The 26,639-nt window shown below is 60.6% G+C and carries 23 protein-coding genes and 1 tRNA gene; 9 read left to right on the top strand and 15 right to left on the bottom strand.

All coding sequences use genetic code 11. The features are described 5' to 3' along the window. Positions 1–334: 334 nt before the first annotated feature. Positions 335–2,545 carry a DEAD/DEAH box helicase gene (locus tag RWL87_RS07765; RefSeq protein WP_313969477.1) on the bottom strand — a complete coding sequence of 737 codons (2,211 nt, stop codon included), beginning with the start codon at positions 2,543–2,545 and terminating at the stop codon, positions 335–337. 648 nt (positions 2,546–3,193) lie between these two features. Beyond that, entirely contained in the window at positions 3,194–5,032 is a 1,839-nt protein-coding gene (locus RWL87_RS07760; protein WP_313969476.1) for a DUF2079 domain-containing protein, read from the bottom strand. A gap of 259 nt (positions 5,033–5,291) precedes the next feature. On the opposite strand from RWL87_RS07760, the gene RWL87_RS07755 reads away from it, so the two are divergent. Next, a complete protein-coding gene (locus RWL87_RS07755; RefSeq protein WP_313969475.1) occupies positions 5,292–6,539 on the top strand; it encodes a 3-methyladenine DNA glycosylase in 1,248 nt (415 codons plus the stop codon). Between the two features lie 90 nt (positions 6,540–6,629). Here the strand turns inward: RWL87_RS07755 and RWL87_RS07750 are convergent, their stop codons facing one another. The 3 genes from RWL87_RS07750 to RWL87_RS07740 all read right to left on the bottom strand — a co-directional run bounded on the left by RWL87_RS07750 (position 6,630) and on the right by RWL87_RS07740 (position 8,047). Beyond that, the gene (locus RWL87_RS07750) at positions 6,630–7,007 is read right to left on the bottom strand and encodes a co-chaperone YbbN (protein WP_049353817.1); all 378 of its coding nucleotides are present in this window, start codon (positions 7,005–7,007) and stop codon (positions 6,630–6,632) included. A 312-nt stretch (positions 7,008–7,319) separates the two neighbouring features. Then, positions 7,320–7,401, bottom strand: a tRNA-Tyr gene (locus tag RWL87_RS07745). Between the two features lie 259 nt (positions 7,402–7,660). Beyond that, complete coding sequence (locus RWL87_RS07740; RefSeq protein ID WP_313969474.1) at positions 7,661–8,047, bottom strand: hypothetical protein; 387 nt, start codon at positions 8,045–8,047, stop codon at positions 7,661–7,663. A 141-nt stretch (positions 8,048–8,188) separates the two neighbouring features. Here RWL87_RS07740 and RWL87_RS07735 point away from each other — a divergent pair, with 141 nt between their 5' ends. Continuing rightward, positions 8,189–8,680, top strand: coding sequence for a YajQ family cyclic di-GMP-binding protein (locus tag RWL87_RS07735; protein ID WP_005508322.1), 492 nt, complete (start codon positions 8,189–8,191; stop codon positions 8,678–8,680). Between the two features lie 185 nt (positions 8,681–8,865). Here RWL87_RS07735 and htpX read toward each other — a convergent pair whose 3' ends face one another. Both htpX and RWL87_RS07725 read right to left on the bottom strand, forming a co-directional pair. After that, positions 8,866–9,750 carry a zinc metalloprotease HtpX gene (gene htpX / locus RWL87_RS07730; RefSeq protein WP_313969473.1) on the bottom strand — a complete coding sequence of 295 codons (885 nt, stop codon included), beginning with the start codon at positions 9,748–9,750 and terminating at the stop codon, positions 8,866–8,868. A gap of 139 nt (positions 9,751–9,889) precedes the next feature. After that, positions 9,890–10,153: a hypothetical protein gene (locus tag RWL87_RS07725; protein WP_303949388.1), complete on the bottom strand. Its 264-nt coding sequence runs from the start codon at positions 10,151–10,153 to the stop codon at positions 9,890–9,892. A gap of 193 nt (positions 10,154–10,346) precedes the next feature. Between RWL87_RS07725 and RWL87_RS07720 the strand changes: the two genes are divergently transcribed. Next, positions 10,347–10,937 carry a Fur family transcriptional regulator gene (locus RWL87_RS07720; RefSeq protein ID WP_313969472.1) on the top strand — a complete coding sequence of 197 codons (591 nt, stop codon included), beginning with the start codon at positions 10,347–10,349 and terminating at the stop codon, positions 10,935–10,937. A 113-nt stretch (positions 10,938–11,050) separates the two neighbouring features. Here RWL87_RS07720 and RWL87_RS07715 read toward each other — a convergent pair whose 3' ends face one another. Continuing rightward, the gene (locus tag RWL87_RS07715) at positions 11,051–12,385 is read right to left on the bottom strand and encodes an SseB family protein (protein WP_313969471.1); all 1,335 of its coding nucleotides are present in this window, start codon (positions 12,383–12,385) and stop codon (positions 11,051–11,053) included. 279 nt (positions 12,386–12,664) lie between these two features. On the opposite strand from RWL87_RS07715, the gene RWL87_RS07710 reads away from it, so the two are divergent. Together RWL87_RS07710 and rarD are read left to right on the top strand one after the other, a co-directional pair. Beyond that, positions 12,665–13,972, top strand: a complete 1,308-nt coding sequence (locus RWL87_RS07710) for a DUF6882 domain-containing protein (RefSeq protein ID WP_313969470.1) — start codon at positions 12,665–12,667, stop codon at positions 13,970–13,972. 153 nt (positions 13,973–14,125) lie between these two features. Continuing rightward, the gene (gene rarD / locus RWL87_RS07705; protein ID WP_313969469.1) at positions 14,126–15,112 is read left to right on the top strand and encodes an EamA family transporter RarD; all 987 of its coding nucleotides are present in this window, start codon (positions 14,126–14,128) and stop codon (positions 15,110–15,112) included. A gap of 91 nt (positions 15,113–15,203) precedes the next feature. Here the strand turns inward: rarD and RWL87_RS07700 are convergent, their stop codons facing one another. The 4 genes from RWL87_RS07700 to RWL87_RS07685 form a co-directional block, all read right to left on the bottom strand. After that, positions 15,204–15,347, bottom strand: coding sequence for a methionine/alanine import family NSS transporter small subunit (locus RWL87_RS07700; RefSeq protein ID WP_083309631.1), 144 nt, complete (start codon positions 15,345–15,347; stop codon positions 15,204–15,206). A gap of 8 nt (positions 15,348–15,355) precedes the next feature. Then, positions 15,356–16,939, bottom strand: coding sequence for a sodium-dependent transporter (locus RWL87_RS07695; protein ID WP_313969468.1), 1,584 nt, complete (start codon positions 16,937–16,939; stop codon positions 15,356–15,358). A gap of 380 nt (positions 16,940–17,319) precedes the next feature. Next, positions 17,320–18,381 (bottom strand): polyprenyl synthetase family protein, encoded by a 1,062-nt coding sequence (locus tag RWL87_RS07690; protein ID WP_313969467.1) that lies wholly within the window; start codon positions 18,379–18,381, stop codon positions 17,320–17,322. A 54-nt stretch (positions 18,382–18,435) separates the two neighbouring features. Beyond that, the gene (locus RWL87_RS07685; protein WP_313969466.1) at positions 18,436–19,167 is read right to left on the bottom strand and encodes a demethylmenaquinone methyltransferase; all 732 of its coding nucleotides are present in this window, start codon (positions 19,165–19,167) and stop codon (positions 18,436–18,438) included. Between the two features lie 253 nt (positions 19,168–19,420). On the opposite strand from RWL87_RS07685, the gene RWL87_RS07680 reads away from it, so the two are divergent. The 3 genes from RWL87_RS07680 (at position 19,421) to RWL87_RS07670 (ending at position 22,002) form a co-directional block, all read left to right on the top strand. Further along, complete coding sequence (locus RWL87_RS07680; protein ID WP_313969465.1) at positions 19,421–20,254, top strand: ABC transporter substrate-binding protein; 834 nt, start codon at positions 19,421–19,423, stop codon at positions 20,252–20,254. 131 nt (positions 20,255–20,385) lie between these two features. Next, a complete protein-coding gene (locus tag RWL87_RS07675; RefSeq protein ID WP_070680093.1) occupies positions 20,386–21,189 on the top strand; it encodes an amino acid ABC transporter permease in 804 nt (267 codons plus the stop codon). 33 nt (positions 21,190–21,222) lie between these two features. Beyond that, a complete protein-coding gene (locus RWL87_RS07670) occupies positions 21,223–22,002 on the top strand; it encodes an amino acid ABC transporter ATP-binding protein (RefSeq protein WP_012902969.1) in 780 nt (259 codons plus the stop codon). 101 nt (positions 22,003–22,103) lie between these two features. On the opposite strand, the gene RWL87_RS07665 is transcribed toward RWL87_RS07670, so the two are convergent. The 3 genes from RWL87_RS07665 to RWL87_RS07655 all read right to left on the bottom strand — a co-directional run bounded on the left by RWL87_RS07665 (position 22,104) and on the right by RWL87_RS07655 (position 25,263). Further along, complete coding sequence (locus RWL87_RS07665) at positions 22,104–22,937, bottom strand: oxidoreductase (RefSeq protein WP_313969464.1); 834 nt, start codon at positions 22,935–22,937, stop codon at positions 22,104–22,106. A gap of 238 nt (positions 22,938–23,175) precedes the next feature. Continuing rightward, positions 23,176–23,553 (bottom strand): cupin domain-containing protein, encoded by a 378-nt coding sequence (locus RWL87_RS07660; RefSeq protein WP_313969463.1) that lies wholly within the window; start codon positions 23,551–23,553, stop codon positions 23,176–23,178. A 168-nt stretch (positions 23,554–23,721) separates the two neighbouring features. After that, positions 23,722–25,263 carry a phosphatase PAP2 family protein gene (locus tag RWL87_RS07655; protein WP_313969462.1) on the bottom strand — a complete coding sequence of 514 codons (1,542 nt, stop codon included), beginning with the start codon at positions 25,261–25,263 and terminating at the stop codon, positions 23,722–23,724. Positions 25,264–25,555: 292 nt separating this feature from the next. Here RWL87_RS07655 and RWL87_RS07650 point away from each other — a divergent pair, with 292 nt between their 5' ends. Beyond that, positions 25,556–26,599 carry an o-succinylbenzoate synthase gene (locus RWL87_RS07650; RefSeq protein WP_313969461.1) on the top strand — a complete coding sequence of 348 codons (1,044 nt, stop codon included), beginning with the start codon at positions 25,556–25,558 and terminating at the stop codon, positions 26,597–26,599. Positions 26,600–26,639: the final 40 nt, after the last annotated feature.

Genomic DNA, 26,639 nt, shown 5'->3' with positions numbered 1-26,639 from the left:
CGGGACCTCCATCTTACCAAGATGGCGCTCTACCACTGAGCTATCGGGGCAACAGGTAAAACTATACAGGTCTTCAAGAATGCTCGCAAGCGGAAAAGCTATGGCATACACCACATTTGGGGTGGTTTGGTTTAGGAGGAACGCACCACCCGCCGGAGGCCACCTCGCCCCTCCCCCAGACGCGCCCCAAGCTCACCCGCAGGGGATACGCCAAAGACCGGCAGGAGAGCTCATCGATCCCCTACCGGTCTTTGAATCATATGCGGATTACAAGGCTGCTAGCCGATAGCCTCAGCAAGCTCCTCTTATCGCAGCTCCAGGCTTAGCCGAAATCTTAGTAGCGCTTGCCGCGGCCGCCGAAGTCACGGCCACCGTCGCGGTTACCGCGGTAGCCGCCATCGCGGCGGTTATCGCGACCGCCGAAATCACGACCACCGTCACGGTTGCCACGGTAGCCACCATCACGACGGTTATCGCGGCCACCAAAGTCGCGGCCACCGAAGTCACGGTCGTTGCGCTTGCCACCGAAATCGCGGCCGCCACGCTTGAAGTCACGGTCACCGCCGAAGTCACGGCCACCGTCACGGCTACCGCGGTAGCCACCCTCGCGGCGGCCACCTTCACGACGACCGCCATCGCGACGGTCGAAGTCGCGGTAGCCGCCCTCACGACGACCGCCGCCGAAGCCGCGTCCGCCACCCTTGGGACCGTTGTCCTTGCGGATGTTGATGAACTCGCCAGCGATCTTGGTGTCGCGCAGGCGATCGAAGAAGTCGCGGGGCAGGTCCTCGGGCAGGCCAACAATGGTGAAGTGCTGGCGAATGTCGATGGAGCCAATCTGGGAGCCCTTAATGCCGCCCTCGTTAGCCAGCGCACCCACAATAGCGCCTGCGGTCACGCGGGAGGAACGGCCAACGTTCAGCTTGTAGTTGACCATGCCCTCGTCGTTGTGTGCGCGCTTTGCCTTGCGGCCGCCGCGGTCCGAATCATCGTCGGAGAACGGGCGGGAGTTGCGTGCGATGTCCTCTTCCTCGTCGAGGAAGAAGGGGCGACCTTGCTGGGCGATAACAGCCAGTGCGGCCGCGATGTCCTCAGCGGTGGTGTCGTGCTCGTTCTCGTAGTCCTCGATAATCTGGCGGAAGAAGCTCAGGTCCTCAGACTCGATGGTCTCGGTAATCTGCTGTGCGAAGCGCTGCTTACGGGTCTCGTTCACTGCCTCTGCGGTGGGCATGTGCATCGGCTCGACCTTCTGGCGGGTTGCCTTCTCGATCTGACGCAGCATGTACTTCTCACGCGGGGTGACGAAGAGGATTGCGGCACCTTCGCGACCTGCACGGCCGGTACGACCGATGCGGTGCACGTAGGACTCGGTGTCGTGGGGGATGTCGTAGTTGACGACCAGGGAGATGCGCTCAACGTCCAGGCCACGTGCAGCCACGTCGGTTGCCACGAGGATGTCGATGCGGCCGTCACGCAGGGCGTCAACGGTGCGCTCACGCAGCTGCTGGGGGATGTCACCGTTGATCGCTGCTGCCGCGAAGCCGCGTGCCTTCAGCTTGTCGGCAACTTCCTCGGTTTCCTTCTTGGTGCGAACGAAGACGATGATGCCGTCGTAGTTCTCCACCTCGAGCACGCGGGTCATTGCGTCCAGCTTGTGGGAGTGCATGACCTGCATGTAACGCTGGGTGATGTTTGCGCTGGTGGTGGTCTTAGCCTTGACGCGGACCTCGACGGGGTCGTTCAGGTACTGCTGAGCGATCTTGCGGATTGAGTTGGGCATGGTTGCGGAGAAGAGTGCAACCTGCTTGCTGTCGGGGGTGCCTTCGAGGATCTTCTCCACGTCTTCGGCGAAGCCCATGCGCAGCATTTCGTCTGCCTCGTCCAGTACCAGGTACTGCAGGTTGGACAGGTCCAGGGAGCCCTTTTCGAGGTGGTCAATCACGCGGCCGGGGGTACCGACGACGACCTGCGCACCGCGGCGCAGACCGGCCAGCTGCGGGCCGTAGGGGGAGCCACCGTAAATGGGCAGAACGGTGAAGTCCTCCATGTGGGTTGCGTAGGAGGAGAAGGCTTCTGCAACCTGCAGAGCCAGCTCGCGGGTGGGTGCCAGGACCAGAACCTGGGTATCGCGGGAGACGCCGTTAATGTCGGCAAGTTCAGCCATGCGGGACAGTGCCGGCAGCGCGAATGCTGCGGTCTTACCGGTACCGGTCTGTGCCAGACCGACCACGTCGTGGCCTTCGAGCAGCAGGGGGATGGTCTGTTCCTGAATGGGGGACGGCTTCTCGTAGCCGACCTCTTCCAGCGCTGCCAGGACGCGTGCGTCCAGGCCCAGGTCGGTGAAGCGTACGCCTTCTTCTTCAGCCTTTTCGGCGGGTGCTTCTGCGGCAGTCTCTTCTGCAGCGGTTTCTGCAGATGCTTCTGCGGTGGTTTCTTCTGCTTCTACAGCAGGGCTCTCAACGGTGTTCTCGGTGATGTTCTCAGTGGTCACAACGGTCTCTGCCTCGGCGTTCAGTTCGGCCGGGGTAGCAGTATTCTCAGTCAATTTTTCCTCTATACGGTAGGGGTGGATAGCGCACGCTTTTCGGCGCTTACCGGGTGTCCCCTTCACGGCCCAGCCACACATCATCCCCTGGGGAGTAGAGCATCCAGGGGGCCTCCGTTACCGGCGCATTCTGCAGAGGTATTCTGCGGATGCTGCGGGTAGCGGCTTTTGCTGGGGGTGGTCTTGAATTTCTCGGCACATTATCCGCACGCCTGCTCGTACTCTGCGCTCAGCGCACAGTAGTCCCTGTGATTCAGGGGTGTACAGGGTGGGTAATGCTCACATGCAATGTCACGTATTCCTGGTGGTTCGCCTTCCCGCTCTACGGCGGTGGTGTGTCTGTTACAGCAGACGCAGCAAAGACGCTGGACCAGAGATCGTTAAGAGAAGCCCGCGTGTACGGTGTGAACCGCAAGTTTATGGGGCGTATCAATCGGTGATGGTGAGTACGGCGCACCTACAATTCCAGCACCACCTTGGGTGCCGGGTGCGCACAAGACCTTCATCGGGGGTTCCCGTGTTCTATCCAGTGTACAGTAGGGTCCCCGCCTGGGCTATAAAAAGGTGCTTAAAACCTCATCTCTTAAAGGCGAGCACCCACCCTCACTTTCGGAGGGTGGGTGCTCATTGAGAAGTTAAACCGAAGGGCTAGTCTACGCGTCGCACAATATCAATCGTGCCGACGGTCGCGTACTTAGCGTAGGAGTGGCCGTAGCGGTCAGCCGCGTACTGTGCGGCGTTGGTCGGCGGGTTGCCATCCCAGGAGTTGCTCTTGCGGTCAATGACCACGTAGTCGGGGGCGGGTTCACCGGTGTGGCCAATCCAGTAGACGGTGCGACCGGGAATGAGCTGGGTCAGAATCGACAGGTCAGATGCGACCGTCACCCCTTCGGGAACCTTCTGCACAGCGTCCTGCTTCATCTGGTCGGTGGTGGTCAGAGCGGAGGCGGTGAACTGTGCGTTACTCAGGGAGGAGAGGGGCTGCTGGGAGCCGGCAACAAAAATCGGGGACGCCGCAAGCAAGAGCGCCACGGCGGGCAGAGCCCATACGGGCATGCGGCGCGCCAGGGCGGTGAGGCGGCCGGGTTTGGTCGGCACGCCAGCATCCTGGGTGGAGGCGCTATCGGCTGCGCGCGCGGCCGAGCGTACCGGAATCGCGGCGGGGACCACGCCGTACCGCACACGCAGGACGGCGTCCAGCAGGGCGAGGAAGACGACCGGCATGAGCACGAGCGAATAGTGCCAGGTGCTTGCCCAGTAGGACTCCATGGTGGAGAGCAGTCGCCAGGCGAGGGTCGGCAGGGCAATTGCCGCCAGCGGTGAAATGACCCAGAGGAGCGCGCCGGTCATCAGGAGCAGTCCGAGGGTTGCCAGTTTGGTGTTGTTACCGAGCATCTGCAGGACCGAGCCGAAGGGGTCGCCCAGGGCTGCGGAGAAGTTCACCTTGTCGGCGTAGTCGAAGTTACCGCCGCTGTTGAAGTAGGGCAGAATCACGTAGATGGCGACGGCGGACCAGAACACACCCCAGATTATGACCATGGTGGATTCTGCGACGGCGGGGGTACGTGCCCAGGAGGAGTAGAGCTGCTGCATGCGGGCGCGCATGGGGGCGGGGGTGCCTTCGGAGAGGCGCGGCATCAGGATGTCAACGGCGGTGCTCAGCCAGCCGGTGCGGATAAAGATAATGAGGCCGATAGCTGCGACGGTGATGCCCATATCTTCTTTGACGAAGGCGATGGGCAGGGACCACCAGCAGGCGTAGGCGAGGTAGCGGGCGCGTTCGGTGCCGCTCACGCGCGAGGCGAGCACCAGGTAGCCGAGGCTCATGGCGAGCAGCGGCACGGCGAAGGCGACCTCGTGGAATTGGGCTGCGATTGCCTGCTGAACGCCGAAGCTGAGGGCAAAGCCGGCACCGAGCAGTAGACCGGTAATGGTGGGGATAACGCCTTGATACTTTACGGGCTGAGCGTTCTGCGCGGGCTCATTCTTCTGCGCGTCTTCAGCCTTCTGGGCGAGCGCGAAGGCACGCTGAGTAAAACGCACAATCGCGAAGCTTGCGAAGGCAACCATAGCGTTCTGCACGACCAGTAGCGTGGTCGGTGAGGGGAACAGCGCGTAGACGGGGCCGAGGAGCACCAGAATCGGGTGGAAGTGGTCACCCCAGAGGTTAAAGTCGGGCCCCTTAATCGGCACGATGGGCACGGAGAAGTGCGAGTACGCCTGCGCCATCTGGGTGAAAATCGCAAGGTCCCAAGAGGGGGTCACCCAGTGCTTCATCTGCTGCAACGAGTAGTAGGTGTACAGCGCCATGACGGCGGCGGCAAGGAGCAGACCGGGCAGAAGTTCAAGCGGACGGATGCTCTTGACGCGCTCGGTGAAGGACTGACGCGGCTTTTTCTGGGCACGCTGGCGGCGCGCGCCTGTGGCGGTGCCGTTCTTCTCAGGTGCGTCAGTTATCGAGGGTGCGTCATGTGCTTCCGGTGCCATAGGCGTCCTTCTCTCGGGGTGATGTCCGGGGTGCGTGTCCGGGCGTGGGCGCCCTTGTGAGCGGGGCGGAACGCGCAGCCTGTGTCGTGCCGGTGGCTGAGTTTGCGTTCGTTTTCGCTCTACCCTTTAGGGTATCGCATTAGCGGTGTGGCTGCCCTGCCAAGTATTTCTGCCGCTTGAGCTGATGTTCTTAGGCTGGTGGTCATAGGGGGAGTCATAGGCTGGGGCACCTCGTTGGGTGAGGGAATAGACTGGTGAGGTGAGTACGATTCCTCCTGCATCCCCGAACGACCGCCCCGGCGTGGGTGTTCGGCGCGCCCGGCATCCTTTGGCAGCTGCTGGTGTGCCCTATGCGCCAGCGCTCGCGGATGTTCTTCAGGAGCCTGGCGTTCTTCACCAGCCGTGCGTTCAGGTTCGTACTCTCTCCCCCGCGGCTTCGATTCTTCCGGGGGCTCTGGCTCCCGAGGCGTGCGAGGTCGTGATTGAGCCGCAGGTTCCGGTGCAGTTGGCGCAGACTTTGGGATCGTTGCGCCGCGGCGCTCAGGATCTTTCGTATCGTGCGTTGAGCCGCGCGGATGGCGCCGAACGGATCTGGTTGACGGCTCGTACTCCGTTTCACGAGTTCCCTGCGGTACTGTACGTCGAACGAGTTGCGGAGGCAACCAAGCTTCCAGCAGCTCTCCCCTCCCTGCACCGCCTGCTGATGCGCCCGGTGCGCATCCGCATCTGGGCTTCCTACGCCGCCGCCGACCAGCAGATGCAGGCTCGAGCCGATCTTCAGGCGCTGGCGCAGGAAATGACGTACTGGCTAGGGTTGCACGACCCAGCCGAACAGTTCGGTGACCTCCCCTCTTTTGAGGCTCTTCCGCCGCGTATTCAGCAGGCGTGGCGGCAGAATCCGGGTCTTCGCCTCAGCGCATCCGGCCAGCTGGACCGGCAGATGCTCAACGCCATTGTGGAACAGCGCATCACCCAGACCGAGGCATTCAGAACCTTACGCTGGGTCCTGCAGAAGTACGGCTCCGCCGCCCCGTCGACCGGGATGGGGCATCAGCCGGATGGGATGCGCGTCTATCCCACCGCCCGGACCCTGGCGACGATTCCTACCTGGGATTGGCATCGGGCGGGCGTTGATAAAAGCCGCTACGATGCCGTCTACGCCTACGCGCGCTCCGCCGAGTCTCTGAAAAATATTGCGGCAGAAGGCGACGTCGCGCTACTGGCGCGGAGCCTGCATACCGTGCGCGGCGTGGGCCCGTGGAGCATTTCTGAGGCTCTGCAACGGGTATGCGGGCACCCGGACGCCATCAGCGTGGGCGACTACCACCTGGCGCACGCGGTCGGTGAGCTGTTCACCGGCAAGCGCACCGACGATGCGGGCATGCTCGCCCTGCTCGCACCCTACAGCCCGCATCGGCAGCGCCTGGTGCGGCTCATGCACGCATCGGGCTTTTCGAAGCAGCGCTACGGGGCGCGCATGAGCATTGAGGATCACCGCGACCGCTAACGCTCCCTCACGAGGTTAAAAGGGGACGGGACGCCCCAGCCGGTTGTACCGGCGGGTGCGCCCCGTTCAAGCTCTTTTGTGGTGGTGAGCTTACTTCTTCTCTGCAGAGCCTTCTGCTGCTGCGATTTCTGCACGGACCTTGTCCATGTCGAGCTCGCGGATCGAACCGATCACGGTCTCCAGCTGGTCTTCGCGCAGTGCGCCAGCCTGCTGGTAAACCAGGATACCGCCACGGAAGCCCATGATGGTGGGGATGGAGGTGATGCCTGCCGCCTGAGCGAGCTGGCCCTGGTCCTCGGTGTCGACCTTGCCGAAAACGATGTCGGTGTGCTTCTCCGAAGCCGCCTCGTAGACGGGGGAGAACTGCTTGCAGGGACCGCACCAATCTGCCCAGAAGTCCAGGAAGACGATGTCGTTGCTCTCGACGGTAGCAGTCAGGTTCTGCTGAGTAATTTCAATAGTAGCCATGAGATAAAGCTACACCCTCAAGACCCCAATCGCGAATTGTTCGCCCTGGGATTCAAACATTGTGAAAGATATGACAAATTGCCGTCATAGTTGGTTCTTTACACGGTAGTTTCAGCCGACCCGCGGGCGTGTCGCAGAGGCTCCCGCGAAAAGTTCCGCGCCAGGTGATAGAGGCGCCCCACCGGGCTGTCGAAAGCCCAGCAAGAGTTTTGCCGAGAAGCTCAGCAGGCTGTGCCTCGCCGCCGCTGAAGCCGTCGTGAAATTGGTTTTAGATACACAAAAGCCCGGTTACTTTCGTAACCGGGCTATTTGTGGCAGGTGAGGGATTCGAACCCCCGTAGGCAGTGCCAGCTGATTTACAGTCAGCCCCCTTTGGCCGCTCGGGTAACCTGCCGCCTAGCTAGGTGCTAGTTGCTCGCTCACGCGAACAGAGACTACTCTACAGCAGTTTTGGGGACTTGTACACTTCACGCAGGGTTTTGTGACGAAGGTTATATTTCTGGCTGTATTTATCGTTTCTCGCCACCCAAGTCACCAAAGAGCCAAGAGCGCACGCTCATCGCGCATCCATATCTACCGCACATATCTATTGCAGCGCCCGCGCTCTCACCTCACGAATAAAACCGTGAATAAAGCCACCACCTACAGCAGCTTTAGAAAGAGCGGGACGGAGTATCGCCATCCTGCTCAAGCAGAAGCACAATCTCCAGGTGCTCCAGATAGCGGCGCGCCTGCTCCACGGTGCACATGTCGCCGGCAATCTCACGCTCCAGGTCACGGCGAACGCCACGGAAACGCGCCACCAGCGAAGGTTCCGTCAGAGTGATACCGATACCGTCAAAGGGAGAAGGCTCAGCATCTTCCTCGTGCAGATCAAGATGAATCTCGTGGTGGTCAGATTCGTTGAGACGCTCCGCCTCAGGGATACCCTCGGGTTCAGCACCCAGAGAGGTATGCAGATCGATGAAAAGGAGGGTTTGCAGGTCGCGAGCTTCCTCGCTCGTGCGTGCGTCCGTTACGGACAGGTTAGGAGTGGTCATATTTCTATTGTCCTCTTTTAAGGTTAGTGGCGCCTGTAAAACAGGCCGGTTATTCTGATAGTTAGCTGTGAACAAGAGCCCCGACCCGGTAGGCTAGTACTAACCGGTGCCAGTAGCACCTCATTCACGAAAGGAAAGCCCATGGCTAGCGAATCGTCATTCGACATTGTGTCCAAGGTGGATAAGCAGGAAGTTTCCAACGCACTGCACCAGGCACAGAAGGAAATCTCCCAGCGCTACGACTTCCGCGGCGTCGGCGCAGAAATCGACTACTCCGGCGACAAGATCCTCATCAAGGCAAACGCCGAAGAGCGTGCCCTGGCAGTGCTGGACGTCTTCCAGTCCAAGCTCGTCAAGCGCGGCATCTCTCTGAAGTCCCTGGACTCCGGAAAGCCCTACGCATCCGGTAAGGAAACCCGCATCGAGTGCTCCATCAAGGAAGGCATCGCGCAGGATCAGGCAAAGAAGATCTCCAAGATGATCCGCGAAGAGGGCCCCAAGGGCGTGAAGGCGAACATCCAGGGTGATGAGCTGCGCGTCTCCTCCAAGTCCCGCGATGACCTGCAGGAAGTTATCGCAATGCTCAAGTCCGCTGACCTTGAGGTTGACCTGCAGTTCGTCAACTACCGCTAAGCGCAGGCACTCCCCCGCCCCGCGATGGGTGAGGGGAAGCAGCTAGAAGCCGAAATGCAAAAATCCTCGGGGTGGCTACTTCCACAGTAGCCACCCCGAGGATTTTTTGTCTGCCAACCCGTCATCGCAGGTCACAATCGTCACGCCGAGTCATATATACCCAAATGACTCAGCGAAGAAAAGACTTAGTACTGACCCATCTCACGAGCCTGCTGCTGCAGGCGCGCAATACGCTGATCCATCGGCGGGTGAGTCGAGAGCATGTTCTTCAGCGAGCCGAAAGGGTTCGCAATCATCATGGCGCTCGCCGCCTCGGTACTGCGGTTGTTCGGATCCATCGGATACATGGACACGCCGCTCTCCAGCTTGTTCAGTGCCGAAGCCAGAGCCAGCGGGTCACCGGTCAGACGTGCACCGTCCTCGTCGGCATCAAATTCGCGGGTGCGGCTAATAGCCATCTGAATAACCTGCGTAGCAATGGGAGCCAGCATGGCAACCACGAACATGGCGAGGGGGTTCGAGCGTTCACCGTCACGGCTGGAACCGCCGAACATCGCGCCAAACGAAAGAATCTGCGCAATCGTACCGATGATGGAGGCGATACCCGCCGCCACCGAGGAGGTGAGGATATCGCGGTTGTACACGTGCATCAGCTCGTGGCCGAGCACGCCGCGCATCTCGCGCTCATCCAGCAGCTGCAGAATACCCTCGGTGCAGCACACCGCCGCGTTCTGTGGGTTACGACCGGTTGCGAACGCGTTCGGGGTCATGGTCGGTGCCACGTAAAGGGCGGGCATGGGCTGACCCGCACGGGAAGAAAGCTCCTCCACAATGTCGTAGAGCACCGGGACCTCTTCGCGGCTGACCGGGTACGCATTCATGGAGCGCAGGGCGAGCTTATCGGAGTTCCAGTAGGTGTACGCCACCGAACCCAAGCTCACCAAACCCATGATCCAAATGAAAATGGAGGTGCGGAAGCTCGCCGAAAGCAGACCACCGATGAGCAGCATCATGCCCACCATGGAGCCCATCAACAGGGCAGTTTTCAGTCCGTTGTTATGACTGTGCATGGGTATCCTCCTAAGCAAATAGGTCAGTGCGTACAGCGTGTACTTGACTCTATAGAATACGTGCAAGCACCCGCGGGCGCACCTTATGGCGCGCGGATTCACCCAGAGCGTCACCCAGACGCCGAAAGTGCGAGAAGAACTAGGGAATGGCGCCGGGGATATTTACCAGGGGCACCTGCTCCAACACCTGCGCCGTAGCAGTCGGAAAAATACCCAGAAGAAGAATCGTGCCGTAAGCACCCAGAAAAAGGATGAAGAGCAGGCCGAGCATCAGCTGACCCTCCAAATCAAAACCGGTGGTGGTGCTACGGTACTGACCGTAAATCACCGGGGTCACGATGGGCACACCAAAGAGCAGAATCATCAGCAGAATGTAGATGGGGTTTGTGAAGTCGTACGCCATGGCCCTGTCCTCCTTGATGATGCTCGTCGGTACGGGTACTCTAGGTTCTTTGATTGTACGGCATCTCTTCACACCCGAGGTCGGGGTGAGGAGGGGCGCCACAGAGTGGATGAAAGGGACACCCTCCCGGCTTATTATGAGCTTTTCATAAAATAATGATGAATTTCTCATAATAACGTGTAGACTTAAACCTATGACCGACGCAAAGACAACCTCCGATACGAAGAAGACCCAGAACCCAGACCATCACAACACCGGTTGCGCCCACACCACCGGCCTGCCCCTGCTCTCAGCAATGAGCCCCGAACAGCTCGAAGAAGCATGGACCACCGGTCTGCGCACCAAAGGCCGCCGCGTCACCAAGCAGCGCCTCGCCGTACTCCACGCAGTGCAGGAACACCCGCACTCCACCGCCGACACCATCGTGCAGGCAGTCCGCGAGCGCATCCCCGCCATCACGGTTCAGTCGGTCTACGTCATTCTTGCCGACCTGACCGATATCGACCTGCTACGTAAGTTCGAGCCGCCGGGAACCCCCGCCCTCTACGAAACCCGCACGGGCGACAACCACCACCACGCCTTCTGCGTACGCTGCGGCAAGGTCGAAGACGTGGACTGCGCGGTTGGCTCCGCACCCTGCCTGACCCCCAGCGATTTTCACGGCATGGCACTCTTCAGCGCAGACGTGCTCTACCAGGGCGTGTGCGTAGACTGCCAGACCGAACAGGAGGCGGCACTCGCCCGCACCCAGCAGGAAGCGGCAACACGCATCCTGGCGGCGTAACCCTATAGCCCCGGGAGTCTCGGGCAGGCTCGGTCATGAGCGTTTTAAACCGTTGAGGCGGCGACACTACTCGTGTCGCCGCCTCAACGGTTTAAGTTATTTAATGCAGGAGCTTAGGCGCCCATGGCGGGCTGAGAGCCCACAATCTCCAGCAGTTCGCGAATCTGCGCCGCGGTCAGCACCGTGGAGGGGTTAATCGCGTTCACCTTCACGCTCGGTGCACCGATCTCCAGGGCGTAACGCAGAATATCCAGGGCATTCGCTGAACGCACCTCAATATGCGGGTCCAGTGCCGCAATCTCAATGGGCGAGGTGAACACCAGCAGGCTCTGCGGGTTGCCGTTCTCATCCGGATCAAAGACGAAGGACGTACCGGACGGGTCAGCCGGGTCAACACCCACCAGCAGCACGGACGCCGGGGATACCAGCGAGCCGAGCAGCATCTGCATGTTGTCCTGAGTCAGCGCCATCTTCGCGCCGTCATTACGGGGAGAAGTGACAATCCACTGCACCTGAGCGCGCTCAATGTAGCATTCGTGGTCGGTGCCGGGGTCAACCACAATCAGATCCAGCGCCTCATTGCTGAGGAAGTCGATAAAGACCTTCATCGCCGGCTCGCGCAGAATCAGCTCGTCACCCTCGGATTCCTGACGCACGTAGCTCTTGCCGATGTGCTCGGAGGAGGAGAACACGCACAGCGCCTGCATACCGGTCTCGGGCATGCGGATGACCTGGTGGGTCAGCACCGATTCGGGGCCCATCGGATCGGTCTCGGACGGAATCAGCAGGGAGCCGGTCGCATCCAGCAGAACGTCGCCGCCGAGCATGGTACGAACCACGTTAATGAGGGTTCGCTCCTGCACATCGTTGCGGAAGGTTTCCAGGGCGGCGACCAGGTAGGGGTTCGGAATCTCGTGCTCGCTCGAAGACAGCGCCGCGGCGGCAGAGTGGCGGGCACGGCCCTCCATACGCTCACGAGCCCACTGAGGAATACGCGATGCGTCACGCGGGAACTCAGCCAGGTGCTCACGCACGTCGGTTGCGGTCAGGGTACCCTCGTTCTTCCAGCTGGCGGGCTCATCATCACGGTTATAGGAGGCACCCACGCTGAACTGCGGGTTGGGCCAACCGGTAGCCGCCACCACGATGGAGGCGGTGAACCAGGTGCCGCGGTTGCCGTCGTAGGCGGCACGCTGCAGCTTGCGGACCTCAGCAATAATGGGCGAGCCGTCCTTGAGCGGGCCGATGGTGCCAATGAACTCTTCACCGTCGCGGAATTCACGCACGCGCACGAAAATCTGACCAGCCAGAGGCTTGACGTCCAGCACCATTTCACTCCAGCCGGGGTCAACACTAACGACATCCAGCAGCCAGCTTCCAATGTTGTTCAGCGCGTCCTGGATGCGCGCGGCGCGGCTACTCGTCTCGGCGAGGCGGGGTTCAGTCATAGTTCATACATCCTTGAGTGTGAATACGGCGCGGCTGGAGGCATCCGTGTTCGGTCGTAGTGTCGGCTTACAGGGTGCCGGAAGAAGCCGTCTCTTCGATTCTAACGAACACGGGCACTCCACGCAGATAGTTTACGCCGAAAGATATATGCTCTACCTCTCCCCTGCGCCCCTCCAGGCGGCTCATTCAACCCTCTTAGCGTCCAATACGCCTAAAGCGCACCCCAAAACCGGAGACACACGGCATAGTGAACGCTAAAAGGTTGATAATCTTGAAACATGACGAATTCTCTGCAGGACCTTATCGACGCATCGATCTTTATCTCCACCGAGTACCAGGCTCGACTCGCTGAGCTCGTGGGTACCTCCGAGTGGAACGTGGACTTCACCTCCCAGTCTCTGGATTTTGAGACCACTCCCCCGCTTTCGCTCAAGCCGCACCTGCTGGGCACCGAATCTGAGAACCGCGGTACTTGGATTTGGTCTTGGCAGCAGCTGGGCTACTTCCCCGACTCCGTTGTTTCTGCCGCTATTCAGGCGCGCGAAACCGGTGAGCGTGACGGCCTGACCGAGCTGACCACCGACGAACTGCCCCTCTCCGAGTCCCTGGCACGCCGCCTGACCCTGGCAACCAAGACCATCAGCGGCCTGTACGCGCACTACCCGCTGCCCGCGGGCGCTGGCGTGCGCGCATGGACCCTGCTGGAGGGCGCTGAGCTGACCCTCGAGGCTCCGACCTACAAGGGTATCGGCCGTGTCATTGCGAAGACCCTGCAGAGCGAAGAGATTCACAATCAGGTTCTGGCGGTGGACTCCTACGCTCAGCAGCGCGGCTTCCACATTGCCTGGGACACCGAGGCAACCGCCGTGCTGACCGCAACCGACGGCGCCCTGCGCCTGTGGTTCGACGACGGCCGCATCAGCGGCATCGAGCAGGCTGAGCCTCAGGTTGGCCCCGAGGTTCTGGAACAGTGCGCAGCCGCTGCCGCTCAGCGCCGCGAATCCCTCGCCGCCCTGCGCACCGAGATTGAGCGTGTGGCAGCCGCTGAGGCAGCCGCACAGAACGCACAGCGTGAGCAGGAGGCAGCAGAACGCGCCGCCGCACGTGCCGAGGCTGAGGCTGAGCGCGCTGTCGAGATCGCAGAGCACGCACCGGTCGCAGAGACCGAGGTACCCGCCGACGAGGCTCCCTTCGATCAGGAACCGGCAGAGCACGCAGAGCCCGGCCTGGTCACCGTGGAGACCCTGCCCGGCGAGTACGAGGCAGAAGAGACCGAGCAGGCTCGCGTCTACACCGACGAGTCCATCGGTGCCGAGCAGCCCGAGTACGAGACCGTTGAGGCTTCCGTAGAGTACGCTGAGGAGCCGGTCGCAGCTGAGCCTGTTGCTGAGCAGCCCGCCGAGGTTGAGCAGGAAGCAGCAAAGTACGAGGAGCAGCACGTGGAGCCCATCCGCAACGCTGGCGCAGCTCCCGACCTGCAGGCAGAGCACGAAGAGGCAGCCCGCCGCGAGCAGGAAGAAACTGCACGCCGCGAGGCAGAACAGCCCAAGAAGAAGGGCTTCTTCTCCCGCTTCTTCGGCCTCTAAACCGAATACGCAGCGACGTTTCAGGCGCGGTATCCTCGTGGTACCGCGCCTGTGGCGTTCGTGGAGGTATTCAAGCCTCTACCTACGCAGACGCCGAATCGACGATAAGCATTAGAAGAACGTAACCGAAGAATCAGATCAGAAGAAGAAACGATGTCAGAAACACAGAAGCACACCACCCGCAACGGGTTTATCACCATCATCGGCACCTACCTCATTTGGGGCATGCTCCCCCTGTACTTCGTGCTCATGGCACCGGCGGGCCCGATTGAGATTGTCGTGGCGCGAGTGGTCTTCTCCCTCATTTTCTGCGCCATACTGCTACCGCTGGTGCGGGCAACCGCGGACTTCCGCCGCGTTCTGCGGAACCGCCGCGTCATGCTGGTACTGACGGCGGCATCGTTCCTTATCTGCGCGAATTGGCTCATCTACGTGGTGGCGACAACGACCGGCCACACGATTGACGTGTCCCTGGGCTACTTCATTAACCCGCTGGTCTCCGTGGTGTTGGGCGTGATTTTCCTGCAGGAGCGACTGCGCGCCGCACAGTGGGTGTCCGTGGCAATCTCGTGCCTTGCCGTGCTGATGATGAGCCTCATCTACGGTCAGGTACCCTGGACCGGTCTGGGCGTGGCGTTCTCCTTCGGTATCTACGGTCTGCTCAAGGCACGTATCGCTCACGAGGTGAGCCCCATCGTTTCACTCTCCCTCGAAACGCTGATCCTGGCGCCCTTCGGCGTTGCCGCCCTCTTCGTGCTCAACGCGCAGGGTCAGATGACCCTCCTCAGCGAAGGTGCCGGTCACTTCTGGCTTCTCGCTTCCACCGGCGTGGTCACCGTTGTGCCGCTCATGCTCTTCGCCGCGGCAACCAAGGCACTGCCGCTCTCAGTCATCGGCATGGTGCAGTACCTGGGCCCAACCATCCAGTTCATTCTCGCCATCACCGTTCTGCACGAGCAGATGAGCCCCGACAAGGTACTGGGCCTGAGCCTCATCTGGATTGCGCTCATCATCTTCACCGTGGATGCGTTGCGCGCCTCCCGCTCTTACCGACCCTCCGCACTATCGGACCCTGAAACCGGAATGATTCCGCTGGTCAGCACTGAAGACGCACAGGCTAAAGACGTGCAGAGCAAGTAGCCCCAACGCCCGCGTAAAACGCCCATATAAACACAGCGATGCCCCGCAGCCTACAAGACTGCGGGGCATCACTTTATGTCGCGTTCACACGCTAAAGCTCAGAACCCTGAGCTTCAGCAGCATCATCGAGAGCATCCAGATCCGGATGACGGTGCAGGTTCAGCATCGCCAGGCCCAGGCCACCCCAGATAATCAGAATGGCCACAATCAGCATCACAATTGCAGAGATAGACATGAGGGCTCCTAACGGGTAATGGTCGAATCGACGTGGTCGTGCTCCATCTGACCGGCAATCACCGGAGGTGCCGGAGGCTTCTCAGCGGCACGAGACTTCTTCGACCAGGGCAAGAGGGAAACAACGATCGCGCCGACCAGTAGGAGCGCGCTCATACCCCAGCCGAAGATTGCCAGCATATCTGCCGGGTAACCCTCGTACGGAGTCTGAATCAGCTTGATGACGCTCTGAATCAGGGAGTAGCCAAGAACCAGCGGGGTCACAACAGCCAGCAGAACCATCCAGATCTTACCAACCTTGATGGAGGAGTAACGGTTCAGGTGCTCGGCCAGGGCGGGCAGCGCACGCACCACGTACGCCACGACGATGATGGCGCACAGGCCGGCGGCCAGAATACCGAAGAGGTTCACGAAGTTATCGAGAATATCGAGCACGTACAGGCCGGTGGTGGTCGGCATCAGCAGCAGCGAAATCACGGCGACCGGAATAATCACCAGGGTGGTGGAGGCAAGACGCGAGGTGGCGAACTTGTCCTGAACACCCGCAATAATCACCTCAAGAATCGAGATGAGGGAGGTGAAGCCCGCGAAGAGCAGGGAGCCGAAGAAGAGAATACCGATCAGCACGCCGCCGGGGGCCTGAGAAATAATGGTCGGGAATGCGATGAACGCCAGGCCGATGCCGCTGGTCGCGACATCGCTCACCTGGGTGCCCGCAGCCTGAGCCATGAAGCCCAGAGCCGAGAACACACCAATACCCGCAAGCAGCTCGAAACCGGAGTTTGCAAAGCCAACCACGGCACCCGAACCGGTCAGGTCAGCCTTGGGCTTCAGGTAGGAGGAGTAGGTAATCATAATGCCGAAGCCAATGGACAGCGAGTAGAAAATCTGGCCGTACGCCGCAACCCACACATCCGGGTTAGCCAGCGAATCCCAGCTGGGGGTGAACAGCGCGTTCAGACCGTCAACTGCGCCGGGCAGGGTCAGGGAGTAAATCACCAGGCCCACGAACATAACCAGCAGCAGCGGGATAAAGACGATGTTGGCCGCGCCAACACCCTTCTGCACGCCCAGAGCCATCACGGCAAGCAGCACGCCCCAAACGAGAATCATGGGAATCAGGACGTTCATGTTGAAGTCCAGGGAGACACCGGGGGTGTCCGCAACCTTCAAGAACTCACCCTGGAAGAACGCCTTCGGGTTATCGCCCCACGCATTGGTGAAGGAGAAAACCATGTAACGCAACGACCACGCCACAATAGCGGCGTAGTAGATAGCGATCACGAAGTTAATACCCATGTGCCACCAACCGATGAACTCGGTCTTGCGGTTCAGGCGGCGGAAGGCCAGCGGCGACGAAGCACGCGCACGGTGACCAATGGCGTAGTCAAAGAACAGGAAAGTCAGGCCGGCGGTCAGCAGGGCGACAATGTAGGGGATCATGAAGGCGCCGCCGCCGTTGTCGAATGCGATGTAGGGGAAACGCCAAATATTGCCCAGACCAACAGCAGAACCGATGGCGGCAAAGATAAAGACGCGGCGGCTCGAGAAGCCTTCGCGCTTTGCGGGCGCCTTAGGGGTAGATGCTCCCATAGTTGTAAACCTCGAATGTGTGGGGACGCGGATGGTTGGTGCGAGAATAACCCGTCGGATGGCTGGGCTCTGCTCGCGTCCAGAAATAGTAAACGGCTCTCCAACACGGGTTGGGCGTGGGAGCCGTCGAAGGCTTGAGGGGTGGATGTGCGCCTCAGGCATGCCTATAAGGTTTACCTTAAAGGCATATGGCGGTCAAGGAGACCCCAGCATGCGGAACTATTCGGGCCAGGGTACTCGCTCTTATCTACCCTGAAAATCAGTCCTGACTAGCCTAAAGACAGAAAACCCCCGCCAAATCTAGACAGATTCAGCGGGGGTTTGAAGTATGAGACGCTTGAACGTGAAAGTTTTCAAGCACGCGCCGCGCAACGAGGCTTTTAGCCCTCGCGGTGAACCACAGCGTGAGCGAAGGACTCCAGCGCAGCCTTCGCGGTCGACTCGGGCAGCGGAGCAATCGCAGCGATTGCGCGGTCCGCCCAATCGTAAGCAATCTGCCATGCTTCCTGGGTGACCGGGTGAGCGGCGAGCGCCTCCACTGCGGTCTCCAGCGCCTCGTCGGAGCTGAGGTCTGCATCCAGCAGGGCGCGAACCGCTACAGCGGACTCGTCACCGGCGGCTACCGCACGGTCCAGCAGGATGGTCGGCAGGGTCGGCACGCCCTCGCGCAGGTCGGTGCCGCGGGTCTTACCGCTGGTCTTGCCGTCGCTGACAATGTCGATGACGTCGTCAGCCAGCTGGAATGCCACGCCAACCAGTTCGCCGTACGCCTTGACCATGGAGATGACGTCTTCGGAAGCACCCGAAAGCAGGGAGCCGTACTCGCCGGCTGCAGCAATCAGGGAGCCGGTCTTGCCCTCAATGACGGCGATGTAGTGGTCGAGCAGGTCCTGGCCCTCGCGGGGGCCGGTGGTCTCGAAGAGCTGGCCGAGCACCAGACGTTCGAAGGTCTGAGACTGAATCTTCATGGGGCGGGTACCCAGTTCGGACACCAACAGGGACGCACGGGAGAAGATCAGGTCGCCGGTCAGAATTGCGACGGAGTTACCCCAAATCATCTGGGCGCTGTCCACGCCGCGGCGCTTGGGGGCATCGTCCATGACGTCGTCGTGGTAGAGGGTTGCCAGGTGGGTCAGCTCAACGACCACGGCGGCTTCGATGACCTCATCGTTGATTTCGCCGTCGACAGCTGCCGAGAGCAGCGCCAGCAGGGGGCGCACGCGCTTGCCGCCCGCGGAGAGCAGATGGCGGGATGCGACATCCGCCAGGTGATCGGTCTGGGAGATGGCCTCAGCCAGGCGCTCCTCAATACGCGCCAGGGAGGAGAGGATCTGCGGACCCAGCTTGGGGTCTGCGGCGATGAGTTCAAAGCCCGCGGGAAGCTTCAGGTCGAGGTCTCCCAGCAGGTCGGTTGCGGCAATGGGCTGCTCTGCGTTGCTCACGGTGTCTTCTATCTTCTTGGTGTTGGTGTCTTCGGTGGTGTGTGAACGCGGTGTCTATGCGTTGTGTGCTTCGGGCTTGAAACCGCGGTGAATGGCGACGATGCCGCCAGTGAGGTTGCGGTACTGCACGGTGGTGAAGCCCGCCTCCTTGAACTTCTGTGCCAGTTCCTGCTGGTTGGGCCAGGCGATGATGGACTCGGCGAGGTATTCGTAGGATTCGGGGTTTGAAGAGATCGCGCGGGCAATCGGCGGAATTGCCTTCATGATGTAGTTCTTGTAGACCGCGCCGAAGGGGGCGAAGGTCGGGGTGGAGAACTCCAGGACGACGATGCGTCCGCCGGGCTTGAGCACGCGGTAGATTTCGCTCAGTGCCTTGGGGTAGTTGGCGACGTTGCGCAGGCCGTAGGACATGGTGACTGCGTCGAAGGTTTCGTCCTCGAAGGGCAGGGCGGTGACATCTGCCTGCACGAAGGTCATGTCAGGGCGGCGACGGCGGCCCACGTCGAGCATGCCTTCGGAGAGGTCTGCCGCGATGACGTCTACGCCTGCGTCGGCGAAGGGTTCGGAGGAGACGCCGGTACCTGCGGCTACGTCCAGTACTTTCTGGCCGGGGTGTGCGTCGACGGCGGCGACTGCCTGCTTGCGCCAGTAGATGTGCTGGCCGAGGGAGAGGATGCCGTTCATGAGGTCGTAGCGTTCGGCGACGGTATCAAACATGGCGGCGATGTCGCCGGTTTTCTTGTCCAGGGTTGCGCGAGTTGCGCGGGTGTTCTTCTCTGCGTTCACGCTCTCAATTGTGGCATGGAGGTTAGCGGATTCGATAGTTGGGTGAACCGTAGTTGCGTCATGTGGCGCGCTAAGGGGCGTGTCGGGGTGGTTTTTGGGTCGCTTATTCGGGGTTTTATTCACTCTTTGAGGATTAATTTATGCATGTTCAGCAAAAATTTATGAATATTTATGTATATGCTTGCATTTTTTAACATGGGGGTGCACAATAGACCCTAGATTTCATAGAACACACCTCACACAGGAGAACATCATGAACACCGCAATCCTCAAGAAGGCGTCCCTCAAGCCCCTCGCACTGCTGGCAGTACTGCCCCTGGCGCTGACCGGCTGCGTCTCCACCGCGAACGAGAACTCCGACGCTAACGGCGAGGTCACCCTCGTCAAGTCCGGCACCCTCAGCGTCTGCACCAACACCCCCTACAAGCCCTTCGAATACGAAGAGAACGGCACCATCGTCGGCCTGGATGCAGACATCGCCAACGCTATCGCCTCCGACCTGGGCGTGAAGGCACAGCTGACCTCCATCAGCTTCGAGGGCCTGGACTCCGGCACCGGCCTGGCCACCAGTCAGTGCGACATCGCCCTGGCAGGTATCGGCGTGACCGATGAACGTAAGAGCAAGATGGAGTTCACCACCGTCTACTTCGACGACAACCTGGCAATCCTGGTTCCCAAGGGTTCCTCCATCACCTCCGCAGCAGATCTGAAGGGCGTGGCTGTTGGTGCACAGCAGGCAACCAGCGGTGAAACCTACGCCAAGGAAAACGGCGCAGAGGTCATCCAGTACGAAGACACCTCCCTCATGTTCTCCGCTCTGAAGACTGGTCAGGTCAAGGCAGTCGCAGCGAACCTCTCCGTGGTCTCTGAGGCACTGACCAACGACCCGGACTCCTTCAAGATTGCCTACCAGGATTCCGAGAACACCGAGCAGATTGCGGCAGCAGTCTCCTCCAACAACAAGGCGCTGCTGGCCAAGGCTAACGCCACCATCGACAAGCTCAAGAAGAACGGCGAGCTCGACAAGATGAAGACGAAGTGGGTTGGTGCCACTTCCTCCGCGAGCGCCTCTTCCTCCGCTTCCTAAGCATCTAGCCGGCTAGCCCCTCCCCCAATTCAGGAGTACCCTAATACTTTTGGGTTGGGGGAACCTCCAGCCTTCACCCTTGTGAGCGCATAGAACGCTCTTGACCGAACAGCACATGGATAAGAAAGCGCATGTCCTCTAAACTCTCACCCCGTCAGAAGCAGAAGCTCTTCCGCTACGCACAGTACGCCCTTCTGGCAGTTATCGCCCTGGCAGCCATTCTTCTGGCTGACTGGAAGACCCTCAGCCAGCAGGTATTCAACCTGGACGTTGCGGCTCAGCAGTTCCCCGACGTCATTACCGTGGCGTTGAAGAACACCCTGCTGTACACCGCCCTGGGCTTCGCTGTGGGCCTCTCCGGTGGCCTGCTACTGGCACTTATGCGTATTTCCTCCATCGCGCCTTACCGTTGGATTGCGACCCTGTACGTGGAGCTTTTCCGAGGTATCCCGGCGCTGCTGGTCTTCTTCGCGTTCGGTTACGGTATTCCGCTGGCGTTCAAGATCCGCTTCGTGGATAACCTGATTCCGGTGACCCTGTCGCTGGGTATGGTTTCGGCAGCCTACATCAGCGAGGTGCTGCGCGCAGGCCTGCAGGCAATCCCGAAGGGCCAGATGGAGGCGGCACGTTCGCTGGGTATGTCCCACACCCGCGCGATGATTTCGATCATTATTCCTCAGGCGTTCCGCGTGGTTCTGCCCCCGCTGACCAACGAGGTTATCCTGCTGACCAAGGACTCCTCCCTCGTGTACCTGCTGGGCGTGACCGTCTCGCAGTACGAGCTGGCGAAGTTCGGTCGTGAAGGCCTGACCGCCGCTAACGCGGGCCTGACTCCCCTGGTGGTTGCGGGCCTGTGCTACCTGATCATCACTGTTCCGCTGGGCCAGCTCTCCGCATACTTTGAGCGCCGCACCCAGCTGACCGGCCGCAAGTAAGCGCAACGACAGATACGGATTACGGAAGATACTATGACTGCTTCAACTTCATCCATGGCCGCCTCCTCGGTGCGCATTTCTAACCTGCACAAGTCTTACGGCAAGGTTCAGGTTCTCAAGGGCATCGACATGCAGGTCGAGCCGGGCGAGGTCGTGTGCCTCATCGGCCCTTCGGGTTCCGGTAAGTCCACCCTGCTGCGTTGCGTGAACCTGTTAGAGGAGCCGAACGACGGCACCATCATGGTGGGCGATACCGAGGTCACCGACCCGGACGTAGACATTAACCGCGTGCGTACCCACATGGGTATGGTGTTCCAGCAGTTCAACCTGTTCGGTCACCTGAACATTCTGGATAACTGCACGATCGCTCAGATTAAGGTTCTGGGCCGTTCCAAGGCTGAGGCGGAGGCGGTTGCCCGCGAGCAGCTCGCGAAGGTTGGTCTGGAGGGCAAGGAAGACCGCTTCCCGGCTCAGCTGTCCGGTGGTCAGCAGCAGCGTGTGGCTATTGCGCGTGCGCTGTCCATGCACCCGGACCTGATGCTCTTCGACGAGCCGACCAGTGCGCTCGACCCGGAGATGGTCGGCGAGGTTCTGAGCATTATGCGTAACCTGGCTGACGAGGGCATGACCATGATCGTGGTGACCCACGAGATGGCGTTCGCCCGCGAGGTCGCCGATAAGGTCGTCTTCATGGCAGATGGTGTGGTCGTGGAGGAGGGCCCCGCCGATCAGGTGATTGGCAACCCCCAGCACGAACGTACTCAGGCTTTCTTGGCGCGCGTGCTCGATCCGACCCACGCCGTAGTAGACTAGTACTAGCTCTTGAAAAACGTAGCGGGCGGTGCTGTACGAAACATTCTGTTTCGCGCAGCACCGCCCGCATTTTAATGCTCTAGTTCGCGGCTGTTCCGGCCCTAGAAGATGCGGCGCGCCACCTTGTCGAAGAGACGATCGGGCAGCACGGTATGCAGGAACACGGAGGGTTTGGCTCCGAAACCCACGAGGTAGCGGGTCTTGGGGCGGCGCGCCTCCAGGGCTCGCAGAATAGTTTTAGAGATAACCTTCGGCTCCGAGAGGTTGGAGGAGGGCGAGTAGAGCTTACGCATATTTGCCGCAACCCGCTGCGCCTGAGCCGCGTAGACGCCATTTCGGGAGGACTCCTCCAGGTGGTCTGCCGCGATAAGCCCCCAGGGGGTCTTGATGCCGCCGGGCTCGATAATGACCACGTCAATACCGAACTCTGCAACTTCCATACGCAGTGCATCGCTGAACGCCTCGAGGGCGTACTTGGTGGCGTGGTACCAGGACCCGAGGGGCATGGTAATACGCCCCGCCATCGAGGAGATATTCAGGATGCGCCCGTTACCCTGTGCGCGCATATGCGGCAGCACAAGCTGGGTGAGGCGCGCCAGGCCGAAGAGATTCACCTCGAACTGGCGGCGTGCCTCGTCGATAGACACATCTTCAATGGCGCCGTAGGAGCCGTAGCCCGCGTTGTTGATGAGCACGTCAATGCGGCCTTCTGCATCAATGATCTGTTGCACAGCGGCTTCCATGGATGCCTCATCGGTAACGTCCATGCTCAGCGCCTTCACGCCCTCGGAGGCAAGCTCTTCAATCTTCTCAACGCGGCGGGCGGCACCGTAGACGGTGTAACCGTAGCGCACCAGTAGCGGCGCCACATCGTAGCCGATACCGGAGCTGGCGCCGGTGAGAAGAACAACGGGGCGTTGCAGAGACTTGGGCATTGCGCATCCTTTCGGGTTGCTCCCTGAAGTGTTAGCGGGAGTGTACTTCTCAGGGTACGCCCGCGCGGGGTGAACCGGCGTGCAGAAAGCTCAGGGCGTAGCGTGAGGGTATTCTTGCCGGCATATGTGAGCGCCGAAAAGCAGATAAAAAGCTCGCCGCCGCATCCGGTGCAGATGCGGCGGCGAGCTAATGTTTTGGGGTCAGGGGTTTTGGGGTCAGGGGTTTTGAGGCTGGGGTTTAGACCTCTTCGACGTCAATGTTGACCTTGGGTTCGGGGTGCGATTCACCGGTCAGCATGGTCACCAGCAGGGTGGAGTCCTTCACGGCACGCAGGGAGTGCAGCAGCTTGGCGGTCACGTGAATCGGCTTGCCCGGAACCAGGGTGATGTCGCGGTCCTTCACGTGGAAAATCACCTCACCCTTGAGGACCTGAACGAAGATGGGGTGCACGCTGTGGTGCTCGTGCCAGGACTGGCCTGCCGCCAGTTCCATGAGGGTCAGGTTGCCGCCGTCGGCATCAACAATCTTGCGAGCCTGGGGCTTATCTTCAAAGGGGGTCAGCGCTTCGGTGAGCTGGGGGAATACGAGGACTCGGCCTTTATGGGTACCTGCCATGGTACGCACCTTTCTCTTCAGGGGTGAGTGAAAGGGGGTGCGCAACCCCCTCCCTAATATTGGTATTAAAAATACTAAATTTCTTATATTGTATTCCCCTCCCCGCGCCGGGACAATGCCTCAGCTCACACCGAGCTGGAACACCCCGTGCAGGGAGGGGAACAACATTTACTGGTAGCTCCACACCTTCGAATAGGCGGAGCGATTACTATTACGCGAACGCAGCAGATTCACCATCAGCGCCGTCGTACCAAAGCTCACCGCAATAATCATGCAGGTCGCCGCGGTAAACGCACCACCGGGAATCGGCGCAAAAATCGCAATCAGATACAGGATCACCGCGCAGAACGACAGGAACAGCGTCGCAATCGTCATCAACGGCACCAGCACCAAACCGCCACGCGCAGGCACCGCAAAATCTGCCGGACGCACATAACGCAGCACGCCCATACCCACAACGGTCCAGATTGCGGTGACCAGAATAGCAGTCACAACATCCGCCGGGCGGTGCCAACCGTTAATAATCGTGGAGGCACCCGTCAGGCAGGTTGCCAACGCCGCACACAGCGCCACCGTGGGTCGCAAGAAGCGAGGCGCCGCTAGGAAGAGCGCTGCACCCGCCGCCGCCGCGAAGGTCGTGTGGCCACTGGGTGCCGAGTTACTCAGTGCCTCCTGAACGCCCAGGTCGGGCTTCACAATCAGGTAGTGCTTGAGCAGGTACGTGCTCGTCACCGCAGCCGCACCCACCAGCACACCAATCAGTGACGGTAGGAAACGGTGCTTCCAAATCAGCACCGCAATCAGACCCAGCACCGCGATTACGCCAACAATCGTGGGCAAAGAATCCAGGGCAGTCAGGGTCGGGCCGCGGTAACTCTTGAACTGGTGCGCGTACTCGGTGTACGCCTGCTCATCAACCTGCTGACCGGTCGCCGTATAAATAAAGAACGCGAACGCACCGTACAGAGACAGCCCCAGGAACAGCAGCGCCATAATGTGGCGCATCAGAACGCCGGTACTCGGAAGATGCATGATTTCTCCCTCACCTGGACGATTCACTGGGCGGCCCGAAGCATCCACGGGAACCTGACCGGTCTGAACATACGCACCGTTCGGATAAGCCGCGGCAGGATACGCCTCAGGAGGGTACGCCACCGGTTGCTGAGGTACCTGCTGAGGTGCCTGCGGCGGCACACGCTGGGGAAGCGGCTTCTGGGCGCTTATCTGTTCAGCCCCCATCTGCGCGGCTCCCATCTGAGCAGCACCCATGTGTCCCGCACCCATATTGGCGTTCAGCGGGTAACCGCTTACGGGAGGCCTCGGCGGGTCAAGGCGACGCGTAGCCTGCATCGGCTCATCCGCACTGTAGTGCCCCTGGGAGGCACGCTCCTGCGGCGAGGGAATCGTCTCAGGTATCTGAATGGGGGCGCGGTAGGCGCACGGCAGAGGGCGGGTCGCGCCAATAACTTCCGTAGAGTCTTCAGAATCAGCGGGCGCAACAGTCTCGTGGGCGTTGAGAACCTTGGTAGCGTCCTGATAATCGGAGAGCACCTGCGTCTCGTCAGAGGAAAATACCGTAGTCGGCGCGTTATCAGCGGCGGCTGCATGCACATCAGCGGGGCGAAGCACACTGGTAGCATCAAGCTTTTCGGAGCTCTCCCAACCGGAGTTTTCCGAACCCGATGTATTTGCCGGTGTTTTCTTCTTCATAACCCTTCGTACCTTCTTGCCCTCATGTCTGTTAGATATCCCCGAGCCCGCCGATGTCCGCTGTCAAAGCGACAGCCCCCAAGCTGCCGCATCGCGCGCAACATCGTTCGAGCCATCGGGCGAATAACTACCTACTATCCCAGGTTAAGCTATGAAAAACTAAAGTTTTTTCGACCACAACCTGAGAGTTTCCAGAGAATGCGAAACGGGTTGCGAGCGCACCCGCGTCAGAGTGGAATGCTATGGTGAGCTCATAGCGCATCGAAGAAGGGTAGATACCTTGGATACCAGCATGAGCGTGCCGCCTCTCGGCTACGGTTTTCGCCTCACGAACACTCCCCTGCCGCCTCTGCAGGAGGTTCTGGAGAACCTTTTCATGGTCGAAATTCCGATGACCGTGACCTTCCGCGGGGTCAATAGCCGCCAGAGCGCGCTGATTCGCGGCCCGCACGGTTGGGGTGAGTTCGCGCCCTTCCTCGAGTACGGTGCGCAGGAGTCTGCCGCGTGGCTCGCCTGCGCGTTGGAGGCGGCGTGGCTGCCAACACCGGAGCCGGTGCGTACGCGCATCCCGTTGAATGCGACCCTGCCTGCGGTACCCGCCGAGCGTGTGCCGGAGGTGCTCGCCAAGTACGAGGGTGAGATTCAGGAACTCAAAATCAAGGTGGCGGAGAAGGGTCAGAGCCTCGCCGATGACGTTGCGCGCGTGGCGGCGGCACGAGATGCACTCCCGAATGCACGCCTGAAGGTGGATGCGAACATGGGCTACACCCTCGCCGGTGCCCTCGAGGCGCTGCGTAAGCTCTGCGAGTACGGCATTATTTATGCTGAGCAGCCGGTAGCAACCATTGAGGATATGGCGGCGCTCCGCTTTGCTATCGCCAAGGAGGGGCTACCCGCCCGCATTGCCGCGGACGAGTCGATCCGCAAGGCGGAAGACCCGCTGAAGGTGGCTCGCGCGAACGCCGCCGACCTGATGGTTATTAAGGCGGCGCCGCTGGGCGGTGTGCGTCGTGCCCTCGCACTAGTGGAGCAGGCACAGTTGCCGGCGGTGGTTTCTTCTGCACTGGAGTCTTCGGTGGGTATCGCCACCGGTGCATCCCTGGCGGCTTCCCTGCCGACCCTGAGGTACGGGTGCGGCCTGGGCACGGTCTCCCTCATGGCTGAGGATGTGACCGACGAGCCGCTCATTGCCCGCGATGGGTTCATGGATCTGCGCGCCATCACCCCCAGTCCGCAGCGCCTGGAGCGTCTCGCCACCGATGAGCAGACCCGCCAGTGGTGGGTGGAACGCGTCACTGCCTGCTACCGCGTTCTGGAACGCACCGCTGATCTGTAACGGTTAGCACTGCAACGATGAGGTCGTGAAGGGTAACCAA

It is taken from the genome of uncultured Rothia sp. (assembly GCF_963555405.1).
Taxonomy (GTDB): domain Bacteria; phylum Actinomycetota; class Actinomycetes; order Actinomycetales; family Micrococcaceae; genus Rothia.
This window is presented reverse-complemented; position numbering and strand designations above follow the sequence as displayed.